Raw genomic sequence first — 17,219 nt, forward strand, 5'->3', positions numbered from 1 at the left:
AGATTAAAGGGGAAAGAATAATGAAAACTGCTGAAAAGTTAGATCAGATTATAAAAGAAGAATATGAAAATATGAATGGTATGTTAGTAGTGCGGAAAGGTAATGTTGTTTTTGAAAATTATTATAATGGTTACAGTCCAGATAATGCGTTTCATGTAGCGTCAGTTACAAAAACGATAATCTCTGCGTTAATTGGGATATGTATAGATAAGGGCTATATAAAAAGTGTTGATCAAAAAGTAATAGAATTTTTCCCGGAATATAAATGTAAGGAATCTGAAGTAACCGTACGCCATCTTCTAACAATGACAGCGCCATATCCTTTTGTAGACTGGCAGGAACCGTTAGAAGAACTATGTACACAAGAGGATTGGGTACAGCATACACTTAATAGAATGGGGAACGGTGGAGAAATTGGATCTTTTAAATACTCATCTGCAGGAGCGCATGTACTATCAGCAATGATTACGAATGCAACAGGAAAAGGTGCGCGTGAATTTGCGAATGAATACTTATTTCGGCCACTCGGTATGAGAGAAATTCCAAACTACAATATGAAAGCATTTGGATTCGATGACTTATTCGGAAAAGATGTGAAAGGATGGGTTCACGATCCAAATGGTATTTCGACGGGTGGCTGGGGACTAACGTTAACGGTTAGAGATATGGCGAAGTTTGCACAGATGTATTTGAATGAAGGTATTCATAATGGAAAACAAATACTATCAAAATCATGGATAAAAGAATCAACAGAAATGAACCCAAATCAATATGGTTACTTATGGTGGTTACGAGAAGAAGATGGAATCTTTTCATACTGTGCAATGGGTGATGGGGGGAATATGATTTGTTGTATTCCAGAGAAGGAATTGGTGGTGGTGATGGCTTCTGAAGTTGTGCCAGAAGCAAATGATAGATGGAGATTAATCAAAGAGTATATACTTTTAACAGAGTAATGGTGAGCTTGTAGAAAAATTTAAACGCTCCCCGTAACTTTCCTCAATAAAAAATCGTTAAACATTAGGAAGGGTTATTAATCACGAATGGGGGAGAACTATGAAGATATTAATTCTAGGCGGTACACGATTTTTAGGAAGAGCATTTGTAGATGAGGCTTTACAGAGAGGGCATGAAGTTACGTTATTTAACCGCGGAACAAACAAAGAAGTTTTTCCTGAATTGGAGCAGTTAATCGGTGACAGAAATAACGATGTATCAAGTTTAAAAAATCGAAAGTGGGATGTTGTCATAGACACGTGTGGATTTTCTCCACATCATATTAGGAATGTTGGAGAAGTGCTCAAAGATAATATTGAACACTATGTATTCATCTCAAGCCTTTCCGTATATAAAGATTGGATTCCGCATGACATAAAAGAAGATTATATATTACAGCCCGAACCGACGGATGATCAAATAAAGGCTGTAGAGAATGGTGAAGTTTCACCTTATGAGTATTATGGTGCACTGAAAGTATTATGCGAAAAAGAAGCAGAGAAGTATTGGCCGGGGCGTGTGTTACATGTAAGAGCAGGTCTTCTTTCAGGAATGTTTGATTATACAGATCGACTTCCATACTGGATTCAGCGTGTAGCAAAGGGTGGGAAAGTATTAGTACCAGGAAGAAAAATTCGTCCCGTGCAATTAGTTGATATAAAAGATGTCGCGAGATGGGGGCTAAATATGGCAGAACATCATAAAGCAGGAACATTTAATATAACAGGTCCGAATGATGAATTGACGATGGAAGAGCTATTAAATACGTGTAAAAAGGTTACGAATAGCGATGCTGAATTTGTTTGGGTAGACGAAGCGTTTATGAGTGAACATAATGTGCAGCCTTGGACAGAAATGCCTTTGTGGATTCCAGAAACTTTCCCATTAGATGGTGAGACGAAGCCGTGGAGAGGCGGGTTTTCTATTTGTATCGAAAGTGCGGTTAATGAAGGGCTTACTTTTAGAAGAATAGAAGAGACAGTTACAGATGTGTATGAGTGGATGGAGAGTACGGAAGAATGGGAATTAAAAGCAGGTATTTCAGGCGAGAGGGAGAAGGAATTGTTAGAAAGATGGTATCAATAAATTTAGCGGAGTTCTTTGAATATGCTTGATTGCACATAAGGAGGAAAAGGTGATGTGGAAAGACACCATTCACAGTATCTCATCAAATTTAAGCTTGAAAAACCCAGCTACGAAGGATGAACTTACTGATATACAAAAATGTTTACATGTGGAGTTACCGAATGATTTATATCAATTATTACAGGAAACAAACGGTATAGAAGGTGAATACGGTGACTTTATATGGTCTGCTTCAAAAATTAAAACTGAAAATATGAGTATGAGAAATATAGTTGATTTTAAGGATTTATACATGCCTTTTGACTGTTTATTATTTTTTGCTGATGGGGGAAATGGTGATTTGTTTGGCTATTCCATTTTGAATGGAAAAGTACAAAGAGATGACATATATGTATGGAACCATGAAAATGATAGTAGAACGTGGGTTGCTCCTTCTTTAAAGACTTTTATGGAGTGGTGGGAGAGTGGAAAGATGATAATTTAAATATAGTATCAAAAAAAGTGCCTTGTTACTAAAGAAACAAGGCATTTTTTCACGAATAATTAATCTACCACTCAATCGGTTCTTCCCCGTACATCTCCCATAGCTTAGGAAACATCTTTTTTAAACCTTCTTCATCGTCTTCATCCCAATCTAACTCGATATCAACTTCCTCAAACTCTTCATTTGTTAAGACATGGTATAGTGTAAAGTATGTATCATCTTCATCCCCAGTCTTCTCCATGTAAACTTCTTGCCCGAAATATAGAGTAAGTTCTTCAATCTCTGGGACGTCATACTCACTCAAATTTTCTAATACAGGAATTAATCGTTCTGGATCTTCAATACAAGCTTCGTATGTCTCTTTTCCTTGATATAATAACCATCCGCGGAAGTAATCGAAAGTATCATCTGAACAGCCACCCATAATAATATAGGCTGCTGCCCATAAACGGGAGGTATAGGAGTCTTTCAAAAGGCGATGCATATGCGTATCAAAAGCTACAATTTCATGTACTGTACGTTTAGCAAGGTGAGAAGTAAGCCATTCTATTTGTTCTTCTTGGTCCTCACCTTTCGTTTTTGCATGATGAAGTAGCTCCCAAAATTCTTCTTCGGTTATCGTTTTTTCTTTTATGTAATCTTCCCCAGGCAACGGGTCTGTATATCCTTTTTTACGTTTGGAAGCAACTAGTTTATTAGCTTCTTTCATACATTCTTCTTCTGTTTCAAACTCTTTCGCTTTCACACTGCCAGCTGTGCCAATTTTTCCGTAAAACACAACATAGTCTTTTTCTTTCACAACGATTTTCCAAAACTTATTTGATTTCTCAGTTTGCTGGATTAATAACGTTTCCATCCGTACCCCCATAATGTTTTCTAGTGTGCAATATGATTGTAACATATGTATATACACTTGTAATGATGAAGAATAATAGTTTAGAAAATTCAAAAACCATTGAATGGAGTGGATAAATTTAGTAACCTTATTTGTACAGTAATTACATAATTGTTTTGTAATAATTCGATATTTATATAAGGAGGCGTTACGGATGGATCTTACGTTTAAAGTTGAGGAAACATGTTTTAATTACCGCGTTGGAGCAATTTGTAAACATGATAATAAAATACTCATTCTGCAAGGTGACGGTGAAGATTTTTGGTATGTACCCGGTGGTAGAGTAAAAATGCTAGAGAATAGTGAGGATGCATTAAAACGAGAGCTTGCGGAAGAACTAGCTGTTCCTATTAAAGGGAAAAGATTAATATGGTCAGTAGAAAATTTCTTTACGCTTTCTGAGCGGAAGTTTCATGAAATTAGTTTCTACTATGAAGTAGAGCTACATGAGTTACCTGCGAGTGGAGCGGATCAATATATTTTGGAAGAAGAGAGTAGAACGTATTTGTTTAGATGGGTGCCAGTAGAAGAACTGCATACATATAACTTACAGCCTGCATTTATAAAAGAGAAAGTAAAGAATATAGCAGTTCATACAGAACATATCATTTTACAAGATTAAATGTATTCGGAGGAGAAAAGGATGAAGGGGATTAAAAAAGAGATACATATAAATGACAAAGTAATTTATTACACACATATCGAAAAAGGTTCTAGTACCGTTTGCTTTATGTTTTCAGGTTCAGGATACAATTATGATAAGCCGTTATTTTATTACGCGACGATGCTTATGCTTGAACATAAAATTGATGTTGTACATATTCATTATTCTTACGACGAACAAGTAATGAATAAATCAATGGAAGAAGTAACAAAAATAATGATGGATGATATTAATCCAGTAATGAAGGAAGTATTAAAAGCTGAGCAATACAACGATACTATATTTTTAGGGAAGTCACTCGGAACAATTCCAATTGCGAATGATTTAATGAAGAGAGAAGAGTTTTTACAGTCGAAAATGATATTACTTACACCTTTACTGACGTTTGATACAATTTTTGATTCTATCTTACATAGTCGACACGAAGGGTTTTTAGTTATTGGGGATAAAGATCACCAATACAATGCAGATCAAATTGATCAGTTACATAAAACGAATTTACAGATTGAAGTTGTCAAAAATGTAAATCATTCTGTAAATGTTGGGGGATATGAAACGGAAAATTCAATTGAGGCTATAGCGAAAATAATAGGAAAACTTAAAGAAGTTGTTAGGACAAACTAACCTATTAATACATGCAAAAGAGGTGCGAATTGCACCTCTTTTACTTTAATAAGCCTTCAAAACATGAAGTAAATAATCCTTACGATTCAGCGGATTATAATCAACACGTTTTCGAGTAGGGAAGGGAGCCATAAGTTTTGTGAAACCAGCTGGCTTCGTTGTAAATATGCCTTCTCCTTCTGTAAATGAATGTAGTATTCGTTTGAAACTCTCTGTTTTCGCAACAGGTAATGATCCTGTTAACTGATAAGAATTGTTATTGAATATAGGCTCTGCAAAAGTTGCTGGAACGGCAGCGAGCTTATACATTGCGGTACTAATTGCTTGCTCCGGTACAGTTAATTCAAACGCATTAACTGGTTCATATACATATGTTGCAGCTTGTTTTAAAGCATCCATTAATACGATCGGTGTTAAATTTCTAAAGTCACTCGCTGTTGTAACAGGACTAGCATAACCAGTATGTGTTAACGTGACGATAATATCTGTAACTTCCCATCCATATAATCCTTGTTTTAACGTTTGAAATACTGTATCTTCAATCGCTTTATGAAATGCTAAAGGCAATGAACCAAGCTCAACACCTAATTTATACGTTATGCCAGAGTTAAGTTCACCACGTTCAATTTTAAAACCAATTGTTGCGTAAAATGGATTCGCTTTTTCACCCATGACTTCAACGGAATTCCCAATGCCAATTGGCTTTTCAATACATACAACTCGCGTATTTGAGAAAGTAACCTGTAAGTTATATTTATCATAAAGTGTTGTTTCGATAACCTCTTTTTGTACCTCACCGAAAAGGCGAATATATAGTTCATTATGAACATCGTCTTTCCAAACTTTAATGAGCGGATCTTCTTCACATAGTTCCATAAGAACAGCGTATAAATTATGAATTTGCTCTTTAGGTACCGCATCAATGGCAGCTTCCATTTGTGGTTCGGCAAAGTGAATATCTTTTATATAATCCGTACGTTCACCGATAATATCACCAATTTTAATATCATTCAGCCCCCACACTTTACAAAACTCACCGCTAGGAACGGTAGAAGTTTGAACGGTATCTCCATTATGAAATAGGCACATTTTTTTTATCTTTTCTTTATGGAATAGAGACTTACTGCGCTGTATATTAACATATTTTCTAACATGTAAGCTACCTGAAAAAACTCTTATATAAGCAACCTTTTCTCCAGAAGGTTCACGTTCAATTTTAAAAACAACACCGGATAATGGTTCCTCTTGTGCCGATGTAAGAGCTGGAATGAGAGCCGGAAGTTTTTCAAGAAGTTCTGTTACGCCCATACCAGTCATTGCTGAACCGAAAAAGATTGGATACACATTCGCTTGCTGTATTTGCTGTTCTAGTTTTTCTCTTAATAGTGCGTCCGGTATTATTTCGTTATTTACATATGATTCAAGTAATGATTCATTAAATGGTGCTAACAGTTCCATACAATCGTCATATGATTTGTATTCAATGATCCGGGCTTCTTTCGTTCCTTCGTTTAGAACAGAATAGAAGGGGAATGCTTCATTTGAAAGAACCTCTTTTATTTGTTTCATAACTTTTTCATTGTTTGCGCCACTACGATCAATTTTATTAACGAATAAAATAGTCGGTATGTTTAGTTTCTGTAATGTTCGCATTAAAATTTTTGTTTGTGCTTGCACACCTTCAACGGCAGAGATAACTAAAATCGCACCGTCTAGAACGCGGAATGATCGCTCCACTTCAGCGATAAAATCAGCGTGTCCAGGTGTATCAATGACATTTACTTTTACAGCATCAATAAAGAAAGAAACGACAGATGCTTTAATCGTAATTCCGCGTTGTCTTTCTAATTCCATTGAGTCAGTTTGTGTATTACCACTATCAACTCGGCCAATTTCTTTAATCACATTCGTTTCATAAAGAATACGCTCAGTCAAACTCGTCTTGCCAGCGTCTACGTGCGCGACAATCCCTATATTTATTGTTGTCATTTGTGAATATCCTCATTTCATTTTCCATTTTCATTTCCTCATTTCTATTTGTGTATTGCCGCATTATCAATCACTCTCCAGTCATTTAAATTATTACTATTATAGTGCAATTAACATTATTTGTAACGCTACAAAGCGCCTTAATTTGGAAAAAATAAAATGAAAACAAAATGCTTGCATTCTAAATCGATATAGATTATATTAATTGACATATCAACTATTGATACATCAAATGTTTTTATTTTGATTGTAAAGGAGGGTTAATTTGACAAGTTCATGCTCAAAAGAAGCGATTATTTTATATAAATTACACTTTCTAAATAAAGAAGTAAGTTCGAAATTTGAAGGGTGTACGGGTATGAGCCAGTCTCGATTAGAGCTTATACTTCAATTATTTGAAGTAGGTGAAATTAGTCAAAAAGCACTTCAGCAAGAAGTGAATATTGATAATGCTGCGATAACAAGGCATTTAAAGCAGCTTGAGGCCAATGAAATGATTGTAAGACGTAAAAATCCAGATGATAACAGAATTACGTTAGTTTCTCTTACTGAAGAGGGACGAAATAAAATTCAAGCATTTCAAGAGGAAAAAGAACGTTTTGCAGCATCTGCATTTAAAGGATTAAGTGAGGAAGAACGCGATAATCTTTTAAATATGTTAAATCACATTCAAGAAAATATAAAAGAATTATAAAAAAGGGAGAATACAACTATGACTAACTCAGTAAAAACAAATGATTTTAACGAAATTTTAACAGGACGTCGTTCAATTCGTAAGTACGACCCTTCAGTGAAAATTAGCAAAGAAGAAATGACAGAAATTCTTACAGAAGCAACACTTGCACCATCTTCAGTAAACATGCAACCATGGAGATTCGTAGTGATTGAAAGTGACGAAGCGAAAGCAACACTTGCGCCACTTGCAAAATTCAATCAATCTCAAGTAGAAACATCTTCAGCAATGATCGCTTTATTTGGTGACTTAAACAACTTTGATAACGCAGAAGAAATTTATGGTACAGCAGTAGAGCGTGGACTTATGCCAGCAGAAGTAAAAGAAGATCAAATGAAAAAACTTTCAGCTTACTTCTCTATGGTTACACCAGAAGTAATGAAAGATACAGTATTAATTGACGGTGGTCTTGTAGCGATGCAATTTATGCTAGTAGCTCGTGCGCACGGTTATGACACTTGTCCAATTGGTGGATTTGAAAAAGACCAAATCGCAGAAGCGTTTGGACTAGATAAAGAACGCTACGTACCAGTAATGCTAATTTCAATCGGGAAAGCTGCTGACAGTGGTTACCAATCAGTACGTCTTCCAATTGACAAAGTTGCTGAGTGGAAGTAATCTAATTAGGTCATAGAAATATATGGAATATGAAAGGGGAAACACCATGATTATTATTCACGCAATATTTCAAGTAGACCCAGCAAAACAACAAGCATTTTTAGAAGAAATTCAGCCACTCATTCATGGTTCAAGAGAAGAAAGTGGAAATGTATCTTATGACTTATATAAAGATACAGAAAAAGAAAGTGTTTATACGATGGTAGAAGTATGGAAAGATGAAGCAGCAGTTACGAGCCATAATACGAGTGAACACTTCACATCTTTCGTTAGTAAAGCAGCACAGTATTTAACTGCTCCATTAGATATAAAAGCTTATAATGGAGAGTTAGTGAAATAATAAGGTAGAAAAGATGACTTTAGCGTATAGCTGAGGTCATCTTTTTTTGTATAAGTAGAACCTACTTTCGACACAGTTATGTTGAAAGATAAGTATTGCTTTCATATTCAGTAATAGCAGTGAATTACGTGTTAAATTCGAACATTCGGTTTATTAGAATATTTTTCCATGTTATAATTTTCTTGAAAATATAAGGTAGAGGGGAGTAAGTGATGGGAGAATTTCAAAGTAATTTGCATAGGGCAACGCAACTTGCAACGAAAATGAGAAATGCTTCAGATCGAATGCAAAGTGCTACTAGTCGCTCTATAAATAAGGCAACGCGTACTACACTATCTGTGAACTTCAAGGCACAAGAAGCAAATCAACAAAATTTACAGATCACGAAACAATTTTGTACTGCTTTTCAACAAACAATTGATAATATCCATTCCGTAGCAAATGAATTTGAGAAAATGGATACAGGACTTCAAAAGACTTTTCAATAATGTAACAACCTACGTAAAGGGGAAAAGGTAGGGAGAAAAGATGAGTCAAGAAATTGAAAAGAGAATCAGTCAATGTAATCAAAAATTACGAAATATATTTGAAGAACAAAATGAAAACCGAATCGCGCTGCAAAATCAAGAACGAGCTGAGGTTAGTTTTCATGAATGGAAAAATAGAAGTAATCGTTTATTTAACCGAATACTAGAAACTTGGCACGGCGACAAAGAAGTGTTTCACCTTTTTACGAATATGCGGCAAGAAATCGGACAGTATGAAAGAAAACTTACATTCGAATTAGAAAATGAAAAAGAGACGTTGCTTAAAGAAAAACGGCATCTCAGTGAGAAAGAAAACGACCTTTCCTATGAACAGCAGCAACTACAAAGGGAGGCCAATACATGAGTTTAAACATGTATTTGGGAGAAGTACAAAGTCAAACTCAAAGTATGAACGCTATATGTAATGCTACGATTCAAAGTATGGAATAAGCCATTCAATCTATTGATGCATTTGCGATAGATACAGTATTACAAGGACAAACATACAGTAGTGCAAAAGCCTACCTTGTCCAAACATTTCGGCCGTTAGCGCAAGGACTCATATGCTTATGTGAAGAATTAATTCGCCAAAATGAAGCATTTCCAAATGAGTTCCAAGCGAAAGTTGCTTCGACAGATGTGATTGAACAAGAAATAAGAGAACAAATAAGGGGAATTAATCAATCGATTACAAGTATAGAAGCAATAGAAGTACTTACACCAATGCCTGGAGTAGGTGCGATTGTAACGGTATTAGGTGCGATGAGGAAAAAACTGGAAGAAAAACTAGAGCATTTATATGAATTCAATCATTCATCCAGCAACAACTACAGCACCGCCCTCCAATTAGCAGCTAGCATCACAGCCGGACTCGCTGAAGTGCAAAGCGGGAAAGGATTTAGTCCTGTGAGTGGTACGTTTCATAGTGAAAAGTTAAATATGGAATGGGCAAAGCAAATTCAAATAATTATAGAAGAGAAAATACGGAAATCTGACAATGGTATTGGAAAAAGTGTAGATTTAGAGCACAATGTGTATAACGACATTGAAGGAATAAGCAGCGAAAATCAATCTATCAATAATAGATTTACAAAAGAAGAGATACAAGCGACACAAAAATACCTCGAAGGAATTAAAAATGGTACAATAAAAGGGAATATAGGTGAGGATTTCCAAGTTGAAACCGATGATTATGAAATGGAGCATAACATTTTTGGCCATCCAGTCGGTGGTAGAAGGCCAGTACTCGATCCTTTTTTAATCGGTGTGGCGAAGTTTGGATTCGATTTTCTCTTTGGTGATCTTTTCACACTCTTTGACCCAGAAGCTACCTATGGTGAAAAACTCCTAGCAGTTGGGATGATGACTCCATATGGGAAAGGTGTAAAAATAGTTGATAAACTTCATGATTTAAAAAAGGTTGGAGATGTGAAGAAAGCAACGTCTGGGAGTGCGGGGGTTGCTAAGGGTACGGGTAAAACTGGTGTTGGTAAAACGGGTGAGGGAATACCTTTAGAAAAAGTAAAGCCCGATGTACTTAAACAGATACATGCTGATGATAATGGAGCATATGGATATTTACCAAAAGAGGGTACTGCATATAATAAACCAGAATATGACTTTACAAATGTTGAATGGACAAAAGAAATGCAAAATGTAAGAAAAGATTATCTTGAAGCATCTAAACAATTAGAAAATGATATCGAAAAAATGATATCTGAAGGATTTTCTAAAGAAAAAATAGCTGAACATGTTGTAGAAGCACGTAATCGGCAAAAAAATGCAGCGAGGGAAAATATGACTGCTGAGGAGAGAGCCGGTTTAGAGGAAAGAAATATAAAAAAATATGGTAATCCAATAGGACCGACAGCTGAGAGTATGTTTAATAAGATAAGAGATTCGTACATTGATAAAGGAATTTATGAATCAGATGAACAAGTATGGAAAATTATAATTCAAAAATCAATGCAAAAAGATGATGTAATAAACACACTATTAGGATTAGAGCATTAGGAGGGACAGGATAACTTATGATAATAATGAATAATTACTCTAAGACAGGAACGTATATTATATTAGAACCTAGCGGATATTCAGTAGTTGAAAAAAATAAAGTAAAGTTGGTTAGACAAGGCGTCGGAGGATTTAGTGAAGATGGACAGGTAGTTGGTATTTATGTTAAAGATAACAAACTATTTTTTTTCTATAATGGAAAATCATTTGAAACATCTATAGAAGATCTAATTTGTACAAATAGTTATGTTTCAAAATTGAAAAGATGTTTTAGTGTAACAATAGGAGGACAAAATATCTGTAATATAGTTTATGAGCCTTTTATTGATCCAGGAATGATTTATTATGATGCAGACCCTGAAGAGTTTGATGTATTGTTATACTTAAGTGAATTATTGAAGAATGAGGATTCTATTAAGAGATTTATGAATGGGATGGAAATGATTAAAAAGCAGAATAAAGGTTAGTGTTTTAGGGAAAGAAATAAGTGTTTGAAATTACGTACTTCATGATGGTTGGCCCATCATTGGGTACTGTGTCCAATGATAGAATAGAAAAAAAGTACGAGTTTAGGTAAGATGACATTTTACAACATATGATCTTAAAGCACTTGATTGTCTATGGAAGGCAATAAGTGCTTTTTTCATCTCAGTATAGAAATAAGATATAATAAATAAAAAATTAATATTTTGTTAGATTGAGAAAATAAAAAGATCTACTAAAAAGCAGCTGTCGATGGCATAAAAACAGCCAGTCACAAAGTAAAAGAGGGAGTAAACTTTGTAGCCTCCACAGCAAAAGGATTTGCCGACAAAATCGGAAGTCTATGGAACAAAGGTGCTACAACCGTAAAAACAACCTTTTTGCAGGGGAATGAAAAAATCCGGCACGCAATAAAAACATTACTGGAGTACAAATGGATTCTAGGTGAGGGAAACGGCTTCGTCATAGCTGAAGTAGGAAATGTCACAGAGGGAGGGTAGCATTCTCCGAAAGAGGATTATCAGTATACGACAAGTAGGAGTGTTAAGAGTACAGGTGTTGATGGTCAGGGAGCCAGTGTAGCAGGGAACATTGGAAAAAATGATAAACTAGCAAGTCAAGGGCATGTTGATGCTGGCGTTTCAGGTGCTCCAAAAGTTGATGCAGGAAAACAGGGTAAACATGTTCCTGGTCATGGGAATAATGTCTCAACCAAATCGCAGTGGGGAGCAGGGAAAAATGGAGTAGTAGAGACACAAGAAGCATGGGTGAAAGGAACACCAGTAAAGCCAGACGGAAGTGTTAGAGTGCATGATTTTGGAAAGTCAATAGGTCCAAATGGAGAAACGAGGGTAAAGGTTCATATGGATGGTAAAGGAAATATACATGGGTATCCTGTACAATAAAGGAGAATAATTATGAGTGATGAGATACTAAAAGTTGTTAATAAATTATATAAACAAGGTGATTTCCAATATGTTTTGGGGAAATTTGTTGATAAACATTTTTGGGATGGAGAAATTAATAAAATATCAAATATAAACGTTGATAATATTACTGATTTTAGTTATTCAACATGTTTTTCTTACATTCTTCTACCACTAGATGTGAAATTTCGTTTTGGTAGTGTAGAATTCAGTGAGTACGTTCGGAAGCAATCAGAAATTAATTGTGTAATGCTAATGATTTCGGCAATCGCGCCATATGCAGTGGTTAAATATTTAAGATATAGATATACTAATGGTACAATCGAACTAGTTGAAGAGTCCTCGCCATACAATGATGAATCTAAGAAAATAGGAAGTAGTATTTTAAAATTATTAGATAGTAACGGAATAAAGAATCTTGATAAAGAAACGTTAAGTATTGAAGTGGAGGATGTTTCGTTAGAGTTAAAGGAAACAGGTGTTACTATATATAATTGTCTATTTGAAGATGAGTATTAAAAAGAAACATTAATGATTGTGCAGAAACCAAAGAAGGGATATAAATAATAGAGGTAGATTAGTAGTTGTTAAGAAGTGATTACAGTTCGAAAATGTAGTCTCATTAAAAAGAGTGACCCTCTTTAGAAAACTTTTATGAGTGTACTCCATAGGGTAAATGTCCGAATATTTGTTAAAAATCGTTACGAAAATTACAATTTATGTAATAGGAAGATGAAAGTTAAAAATTTCTAGGGATAAACCAGTTTCAACACTAGGGCAAGTTAAAGGTGGATGTAGCTTCAGATATTAAAAAGATGAAATTAAAGTATACTGTGAAGAACAAGGATTGTACTCGATGTATATTTTTAGAGATAAAGAAATTAATTGCGCAAAAATGAATGAAGAAGCATCAGAAATAGACAGGGTGGGCTTGCGAGAAATGTGGGCTCACCTTTCGTCTGTTCAAATTGATTATGTGGTGGTGCTAAACTAAGTAAAACTAAAGATGGACGACAAATGTCAAATGATTGGTTGAATGGTGCGAAGACCCGACAAAGTAGAATATTGATGGCAGTTGATGGAGATGCAAAATTAGCATCAAAGATTACGAAAGCATTACAAGATCAGGAAGTTGAGAGAGTGTTATCAAAGGTTGATAGTAGTGGAAATGTGAAAACATTTAGAATTGATGCAAAGGGAGACATAATTGGAGAATGGCCATAATTTAAGGAACTAGGAGGAATTGAATAGTATGAGAGATCCTTTATGTATAGAAGAAAAATGTAGAGAAGGAATAGAATATAATAAAGAGTTTATTGAGGAAAATAGAGAGGAGATTAAAAGTTTTGAAGAAGATGAAAGGAATGGTATTCAAAGAAAGGCTAAAGATAATAAAAGTCTTATAGAAGGAAGGTATCTATTAAATTTTAATTATGAGTTAGAGGATATTAACGCAAAATATTCCCTAGGAGAAGCTATCCATACAATAGAAGGAGATTTTGACAAAGCTCTTATTGATTTGAGGCATATAGGGGAAAATGAAGTTGGATATTTAAATCTAATTTGGATGATATCTCTAGGGATTTTATTAGAAACAGATAAAAAGAATCTTGTAAGTTTAGCCAAGCTAGTTGAGAAGGAAAATATGAACGACGCAGTAATCGATTTCCTCTTATGCGCTAGTGATATCGGATACACAAAAATGACGAATAGATATTATAAAGAAAATCCATATGCAAAAACGAGAGAGATTATAGAACTTGCACAAACAGATAAAAAAGAAGCGTCTAAAAGATTGCAAACGTACATGGAGAAAGAATGGTTTAAAGGCCATTATGATTATGAATGGAAAAATGCACATAAAGAACCTGGATATGTGGGGTATTGGAGCTTTGAGACAGCTGCAATAGTAAAGATACTCGGACTTGATGATACAAGTTTAAAAGATAATAATCATTATCCATATGATTTGGCACATTATAAAAATGAAATGAAATTCAAGCATATAGACCTAAGTGAATATCACTATGAAGATGAGACAGAAGAAATAGAGGATATAGTAGAAGGAATTGAACATAATCCTGCATTGGAAAATATTATTCCTCCAAGATGGCATTCATTGGTCAATGAATTAATACATGATTATGAGAATATGAATGATAGTAGTTTTTATGAAAAATACAAAAAAACGATAGGAATAGGTCAAGTGTGGTTCTTACCACAAGAGTATGAAGAAGAAAATGAGCAAAAAAATCTATTAGGAAGTTTAATTGTGTTTGCTCTGACGGTAAGAGATTATATATTACAACTGGACTATAAAGAAGATTTAGAAGACTACATTGATAATCTTAAAAATTTCTGGAATGGATCAGAAACAAAGTTAATTCAATTTATGTTAGAGAATGATCAAAATTATTATGCATGGGTACCAAAAGAAGCAAACATCCCAAATATGTATGAAGTGAAGATAGAGAGTGTCGATGTAGAGGAAGTTCTATAACGAACAAATCGAAATGGTTTTTATTATATGTAATATTAGAATGCATTTTACTAGTTAATTGAAAACAATGCATGCGTGGCAGAAAAAAGGATGTATTGTTACTAAAAATTAGAGGGAAAGAAGGCTGTTGGATTGAGTTAAGCACCTCATTGTCAATATACGACAATAGGTGCTTTTTTGCGTGCAATGAAGAAAAAATAAAAGATTCATTTTCACTCTATTTCATCTTCGAATTACATGTTATAATTTGGAAAAAAAGTATATTCTTAATTTTTAGATAATTAAAAGGTGGTAGATACTATATGAGTACATTAAAGAAAATTACTAATAATATTTCGAAGGTTATTATAGGAAAAGACGAATCGATAGAACTAGCAGCCATTGCTCTAATAGCAAGAGGACACATTTTATTAGAAGATGTACCTGGGACAGGAAAAACAACATTAGCGAAAAGTTTGGCTAAAAGTGTGGACGCTAAATTTCAAAGAATACAATTTACAGCGGATACTTTGCCTGGAGATGTTATTGGCCTTGAATATTTTGATGTGAAGGAATCGGATTTTAAAACGAGGTTAGGTCCTATTTTTGCAAATATCGTATTAGTGGATGAAATTAATCGAGCTGTACCGAGAACACAATCTTCGTTACTTGAGGTTATGGAAGAGCGTACGGTTACAATTGCGAAACAGACCCATTCATTACCAGAACCTTTTTTAGTTATAGCAACGCAAAATCCACTCGAATCAGCGGGCACATTTCCGTTACCAGATGCTCAGTTAGACCGGTTTTTACTCACAATACGCCAAGGTTATCCTACGAGAGAAGCTGAAAAGGAAATGATGAATCGGTTTCAAATGAATGATCCGTTAGAAACGTTACATTCTATTATTTCAAGTGAAGAAATTATTACGATGCAAAAGCGTGCAAGAGAAGTGTTAGTAGGGAATGATGTGCAAGATTATCTCCTTGAAATTATTGAAGCAACTCGTAACCATGAGTTAATTGAAATTGGTGTAAGCCCTCGGGGAACGTTGGCATTTATGAGAGCGATTCAAGCACGGGCAATATTAAATGAAAGAGATTACTGTACGCCAGATGTTATTAAGACGCTCACTGCATCCGTTTGTGCTCATCGTTTAACGTTAACAATTGAGGGAGAGATGAAAACGACGAAAGAACAAATTATGAAAGAAATTCTTCATACGATTAGTGTGCCAGTGGAGAATGTACGATGAATCAACAGCTTGTGTATACACCTTTAGCGGAGCCTTTCGTAATGGGGGTTATGTCAGTTGTAGCCGTTATTTTAAGTGTATTTTCAAGTAATCTACTGTTTTTATCTCTCGTATTTTTATATGTAATTTTAATAGGTGCTACGCATGTATATATACGTAAAGTATCTCGTGTTGAATGGGAATACAGTCAAGGGAATTCGAATGTTTTTATAGGTGAAACGAATATGTGCAAAATGAAAATTTCAAACAAGTCGATATTTCCTATTCTTAATATCGTATTTCGATTTAAATGTGAAAATAAGCTAACTTGGAATCATGATGAAATAAACAAAAATCATAGTACAGGTTCAAATTATTATATGAATTTTAATTTAAAAGGAAGGGAGTCAGTTTCATTTGATTTGCAAGCTGTAGCGTTAAAAAGAGGCATCGCGAAATGGGAAGAAGTTGAAATTGTTATTACTGATCTCTTTGGATTTATAACGAACCATATAACATATAAACAAGTTGATACGCCCTCTTATTTAGTCTTACCAGCTGTTCCGAAAATACAAGTTCCTGAATTACAAGAATGGTTACGAGGATTTCGAAAAGCGATGTCTTCACCCTTATATGATGAAACGAAAGTAATGGGAGTAAAGTCTTATGAAAATGAAGATTTTCGTTCCATCCACTGGAGTGCAACAGCGAAAACAGGGACGATAATTGCGAAAAAGTATGAGCGAACACAATGTGATAAATACGCGATTTATCTCAACTTGCAAAATAAAAGTGGTGTTTCTTTGCGAAATGATATAGAGGAACTAATTGAATTAACAGCAGGTATATGCAAACAACTTCTTATGCAAAACTGTTCGTTTGAAGTATGGATCAATAGTGTAAAAGATAACGGTTTGCTACATATAAAAAATGGGGATAATCGGAAACATTTGCAAAATGTATTAAAGGTACTTGCCTCGATATCAGACCAAGATACGCCTATATCTTCTTCTTACTTTTACACAGCAGGCTTTCGTCGAAAGGAACTGGATGCGGTTCCTTTAATTATTGGTACTTCACCAAAGAAATACAGTAGAACGAATAAATGGATTGTAATGAAAGAATAA

Annotated in this window: 19 protein-coding genes and 2 pseudogenes; 19 read left to right on the forward strand and 2 right to left on the reverse strand. The window is 34.7% G+C overall.

All coding sequences use genetic code 11. The annotated features are described in order from the left end of the window. Nucleotides 1-20: 20 nt before the first annotated feature. From GBN91_RS16675 to GBN91_RS16685, 3 genes are all read left to right on the forward strand, one after another. Entirely contained in the window at nucleotides 21-956 is a 936-nt protein-coding gene (locus tag GBN91_RS16675; RefSeq protein ID WP_152121798.1) for a serine hydrolase domain-containing protein, read from the forward strand. Nucleotides 957-1,056: 100 nt separating this feature from the next. After that, a complete protein-coding gene (locus GBN91_RS16680) occupies nucleotides 1,057-2,082 on the forward strand; it encodes an SDR family oxidoreductase (protein WP_016122748.1) in 1,026 nt (341 codons plus the stop codon). A gap of 52 nt (nucleotides 2,083-2,134) precedes the next feature. Further along, entirely contained in the window at nucleotides 2,135-2,566 is a 432-nt protein-coding gene (locus GBN91_RS16685; RefSeq protein ID WP_000265342.1) for an SMI1/KNR4 family protein, read from the forward strand. A 64-nt stretch (nucleotides 2,567-2,630) separates the two neighbouring features. On the opposite strand, the gene GBN91_RS16690 is transcribed toward GBN91_RS16685, so the two are convergent. Beyond that, on the reverse strand, nucleotides 2,631-3,422 hold the full coding sequence (locus GBN91_RS16690) for a DUF4240 domain-containing protein (RefSeq protein WP_152121800.1): 792 nt from the start codon (nucleotides 3,420-3,422) through the stop codon (nucleotides 2,631-2,633). Between the two features lie 193 nt (nucleotides 3,423-3,615). Here GBN91_RS16690 and GBN91_RS16695 point away from each other — a divergent pair, with 193 nt between their 5' ends. Together GBN91_RS16695 and GBN91_RS16700 are read left to right on the forward strand one after the other, a co-directional pair. After that, nucleotides 3,616-4,083, forward strand: coding sequence for an NUDIX hydrolase (locus tag GBN91_RS16695; protein ID WP_152121804.1), 468 nt, complete (start codon nucleotides 3,616-3,618; stop codon nucleotides 4,081-4,083). 21 nt (nucleotides 4,084-4,104) lie between these two features. Beyond that, complete coding sequence (locus GBN91_RS16700) at nucleotides 4,105-4,749, forward strand: hypothetical protein (RefSeq protein ID WP_006927593.1); 645 nt, start codon at nucleotides 4,105-4,107, stop codon at nucleotides 4,747-4,749. A 45-nt stretch (nucleotides 4,750-4,794) separates the two neighbouring features. Here the strand turns inward: GBN91_RS16700 and GBN91_RS16705 are convergent, their stop codons facing one another. Further along, nucleotides 4,795-6,738 carry an elongation factor G gene (locus GBN91_RS16705; RefSeq protein WP_152121806.1) on the reverse strand — a complete coding sequence of 648 codons (1,944 nt, stop codon included), beginning with the start codon at nucleotides 6,736-6,738 and terminating at the stop codon, nucleotides 4,795-4,797. A 265-nt stretch (nucleotides 6,739-7,003) separates the two neighbouring features. Here GBN91_RS16705 and GBN91_RS16715 point away from each other — a divergent pair, with 265 nt between their 5' ends. The 14 genes and pseudogenes from GBN91_RS16715 (at nucleotide 7,004) to GBN91_RS16775 (ending at nucleotide 17,219) form a co-directional block, all read left to right on the forward strand. Next, nucleotides 7,004-7,432: a MarR family winged helix-turn-helix transcriptional regulator gene (locus GBN91_RS16715; RefSeq protein WP_000204162.1), complete on the forward strand. Its 429-nt coding sequence runs from the start codon at nucleotides 7,004-7,006 to the stop codon at nucleotides 7,430-7,432. Nucleotides 7,433-7,450: 18 nt separating this feature from the next. Further along, on the forward strand, nucleotides 7,451-8,089 hold the full coding sequence (locus GBN91_RS16720) for a nitroreductase family protein (protein ID WP_152121808.1): 639 nt from the start codon (nucleotides 7,451-7,453) through the stop codon (nucleotides 8,087-8,089). Nucleotides 8,090-8,135: 46 nt separating this feature from the next. Beyond that, entirely contained in the window at nucleotides 8,136-8,429 is a 294-nt protein-coding gene (locus GBN91_RS16725; RefSeq protein ID WP_152121811.1) for a putative quinol monooxygenase, read from the forward strand. Between the two features lie 212 nt (nucleotides 8,430-8,641). Beyond that, nucleotides 8,642-8,917, forward strand: coding sequence for a TIGR04197 family type VII secretion effector (locus GBN91_RS16730; protein ID WP_080497009.1), 276 nt, complete (start codon nucleotides 8,642-8,644; stop codon nucleotides 8,915-8,917). 40 nt (nucleotides 8,918-8,957) lie between these two features. Further along, nucleotides 8,958-9,320: a DUF3958 family protein gene (locus GBN91_RS16735; protein WP_016122743.1), complete on the forward strand. Its 363-nt coding sequence runs from the start codon at nucleotides 8,958-8,960 to the stop codon at nucleotides 9,318-9,320. Then, a pseudogene (locus GBN91_RS16740) lies at nucleotides 9,317-10,969 on the forward strand (LXG domain-containing protein). Before GBN91_RS16735 ends, GBN91_RS16740 begins: the two are co-directional and overlap by 4 nt. 17 nt (nucleotides 10,970-10,986) lie before the next feature. Beyond that, nucleotides 10,987-11,436, forward strand: coding sequence for a hypothetical protein (locus GBN91_RS16745; protein WP_000585090.1), 450 nt, complete (start codon nucleotides 10,987-10,989; stop codon nucleotides 11,434-11,436). A gap of 255 nt (nucleotides 11,437-11,691) precedes the next feature. After that, nucleotides 11,692-12,069, forward strand: a pseudogene (locus tag GBN91_RS29585) (WXG100 family type VII secretion target); the annotation flags it as partial. A gap of 150 nt (nucleotides 12,070-12,219) precedes the next feature. Continuing rightward, the gene (locus tag GBN91_RS28905; protein WP_000679168.1) at nucleotides 12,220-12,357 is read left to right on the forward strand and encodes a hypothetical protein; all 138 of its coding nucleotides are present in this window, start codon (nucleotides 12,220-12,222) and stop codon (nucleotides 12,355-12,357) included. Nucleotides 12,358-12,369: 12 nt separating this feature from the next. After that, a complete protein-coding gene (locus tag GBN91_RS16755) occupies nucleotides 12,370-12,897 on the forward strand; it encodes a hypothetical protein (protein ID WP_001278748.1) in 528 nt (175 codons plus the stop codon). A 498-nt stretch (nucleotides 12,898-13,395) separates the two neighbouring features. Beyond that, the gene (locus tag GBN91_RS16760) at nucleotides 13,396-13,602 is read left to right on the forward strand and encodes a hypothetical protein (protein WP_152121813.1); all 207 of its coding nucleotides are present in this window, start codon (nucleotides 13,396-13,398) and stop codon (nucleotides 13,600-13,602) included. A 28-nt stretch (nucleotides 13,603-13,630) separates the two neighbouring features. After that, nucleotides 13,631-14,878, forward strand: a complete 1,248-nt coding sequence (locus tag GBN91_RS16765; RefSeq protein ID WP_152121815.1) for a PoNi-like cognate immunity protein — start codon at nucleotides 13,631-13,633, stop codon at nucleotides 14,876-14,878. Between the two features lie 302 nt (nucleotides 14,879-15,180). Further along, nucleotides 15,181-16,113, forward strand: coding sequence for an AAA family ATPase (locus tag GBN91_RS16770; RefSeq protein ID WP_152121818.1), 933 nt, complete (start codon nucleotides 15,181-15,183; stop codon nucleotides 16,111-16,113). Beyond that, on the forward strand, nucleotides 16,110-17,219 hold the full coding sequence (locus GBN91_RS16775; RefSeq protein ID WP_152121820.1) for a DUF58 domain-containing protein: 1,110 nt from the start codon (nucleotides 16,110-16,112) through the stop codon (nucleotides 17,217-17,219). The genes GBN91_RS16770 and GBN91_RS16775 overlap by 4 nt, the downstream gene beginning before the upstream one ends.

The organism is Bacillus sp. B1-WWTP-T-0.5-Post-4 (assembly GCF_009183795.1).
GTDB classification, from domain to species: domain Bacteria; phylum Bacillota; class Bacilli; order Bacillales; family Bacillaceae_G; genus Bacillus_A; species Bacillus_A cereus.

Bases quoted from the DNA above. Each gene is read 5' to 3' on its own strand.
- GBN91_RS16720 (WP_152121808.1), top strand. From the start codon at position 7,451: ATGACTAACTCAGTAAAAACAAATGATTTTAACGAAATTTTAACAGGA.
- GBN91_RS16770 (WP_152121818.1), top strand. From the start codon at position 15,181: ATGAGTACATTAAAGAAAATTACTAATAATATTTCGAAGGTTATTATA.
- GBN91_RS16725 (WP_152121811.1), top strand. From the start codon at position 8,136: ATGATTATTATTCACGCAATATTTCAAGTAGACCCAGCAAAACAACAA.
- GBN91_RS16760 (WP_152121813.1), top strand. From the start codon at position 13,396: ATGTCAAATGATTGGTTGAATGGTGCGAAGACCCGACAAAGTAGAATA.
- GBN91_RS16685 (WP_000265342.1), top strand. From the start codon at position 2,135: ATGTGGAAAGACACCATTCACAGTATCTCATCAAATTTAAGCTTGAAA.
- GBN91_RS16700 (WP_006927593.1), top strand. From the start codon at position 4,105: ATGAAGGGGATTAAAAAAGAGATACATATAAATGACAAAGTAATTTAT.
- GBN91_RS16695 (WP_152121804.1), top strand. From the start codon at position 3,616: ATGGATCTTACGTTTAAAGTTGAGGAAACATGTTTTAATTACCGCGTT.
- GBN91_RS16755 (WP_001278748.1), top strand. From the start codon at position 12,370: ATGAGTGATGAGATACTAAAAGTTGTTAATAAATTATATAAACAAGGT.
- GBN91_RS16705 (WP_152121806.1), bottom strand. From the start codon at position 6,738: ATGACAACAATAAATATAGGGATTGTCGCGCACGTAGACGCTGGCAAG.
- GBN91_RS16765 (WP_152121815.1), top strand. From the start codon at position 13,631: ATGAGAGATCCTTTATGTATAGAAGAAAAATGTAGAGAAGGAATAGAA.
- GBN91_RS16775 (WP_152121820.1), top strand. From the start codon at position 16,110: ATGAATCAACAGCTTGTGTATACACCTTTAGCGGAGCCTTTCGTAATG.
- GBN91_RS16730 (WP_080497009.1), top strand. From the start codon at position 8,642: ATGGGAGAATTTCAAAGTAATTTGCATAGGGCAACGCAACTTGCAACG.
- GBN91_RS16745 (WP_000585090.1), top strand. From the start codon at position 10,987: ATGATAATAATGAATAATTACTCTAAGACAGGAACGTATATTATATTA.
- GBN91_RS16735 (WP_016122743.1), top strand. From the start codon at position 8,958: ATGAGTCAAGAAATTGAAAAGAGAATCAGTCAATGTAATCAAAAATTA.
- GBN91_RS16675 (WP_152121798.1), top strand. From the start codon at position 21: ATGAAAACTGCTGAAAAGTTAGATCAGATTATAAAAGAAGAATATGAA.
- GBN91_RS16680 (WP_016122748.1), top strand. From the start codon at position 1,057: ATGAAGATATTAATTCTAGGCGGTACACGATTTTTAGGAAGAGCATTT.
- GBN91_RS16690 (WP_152121800.1), bottom strand. From the start codon at position 3,422: ATGGAAACGTTATTAATCCAGCAAACTGAGAAATCAAATAAGTTTTGG.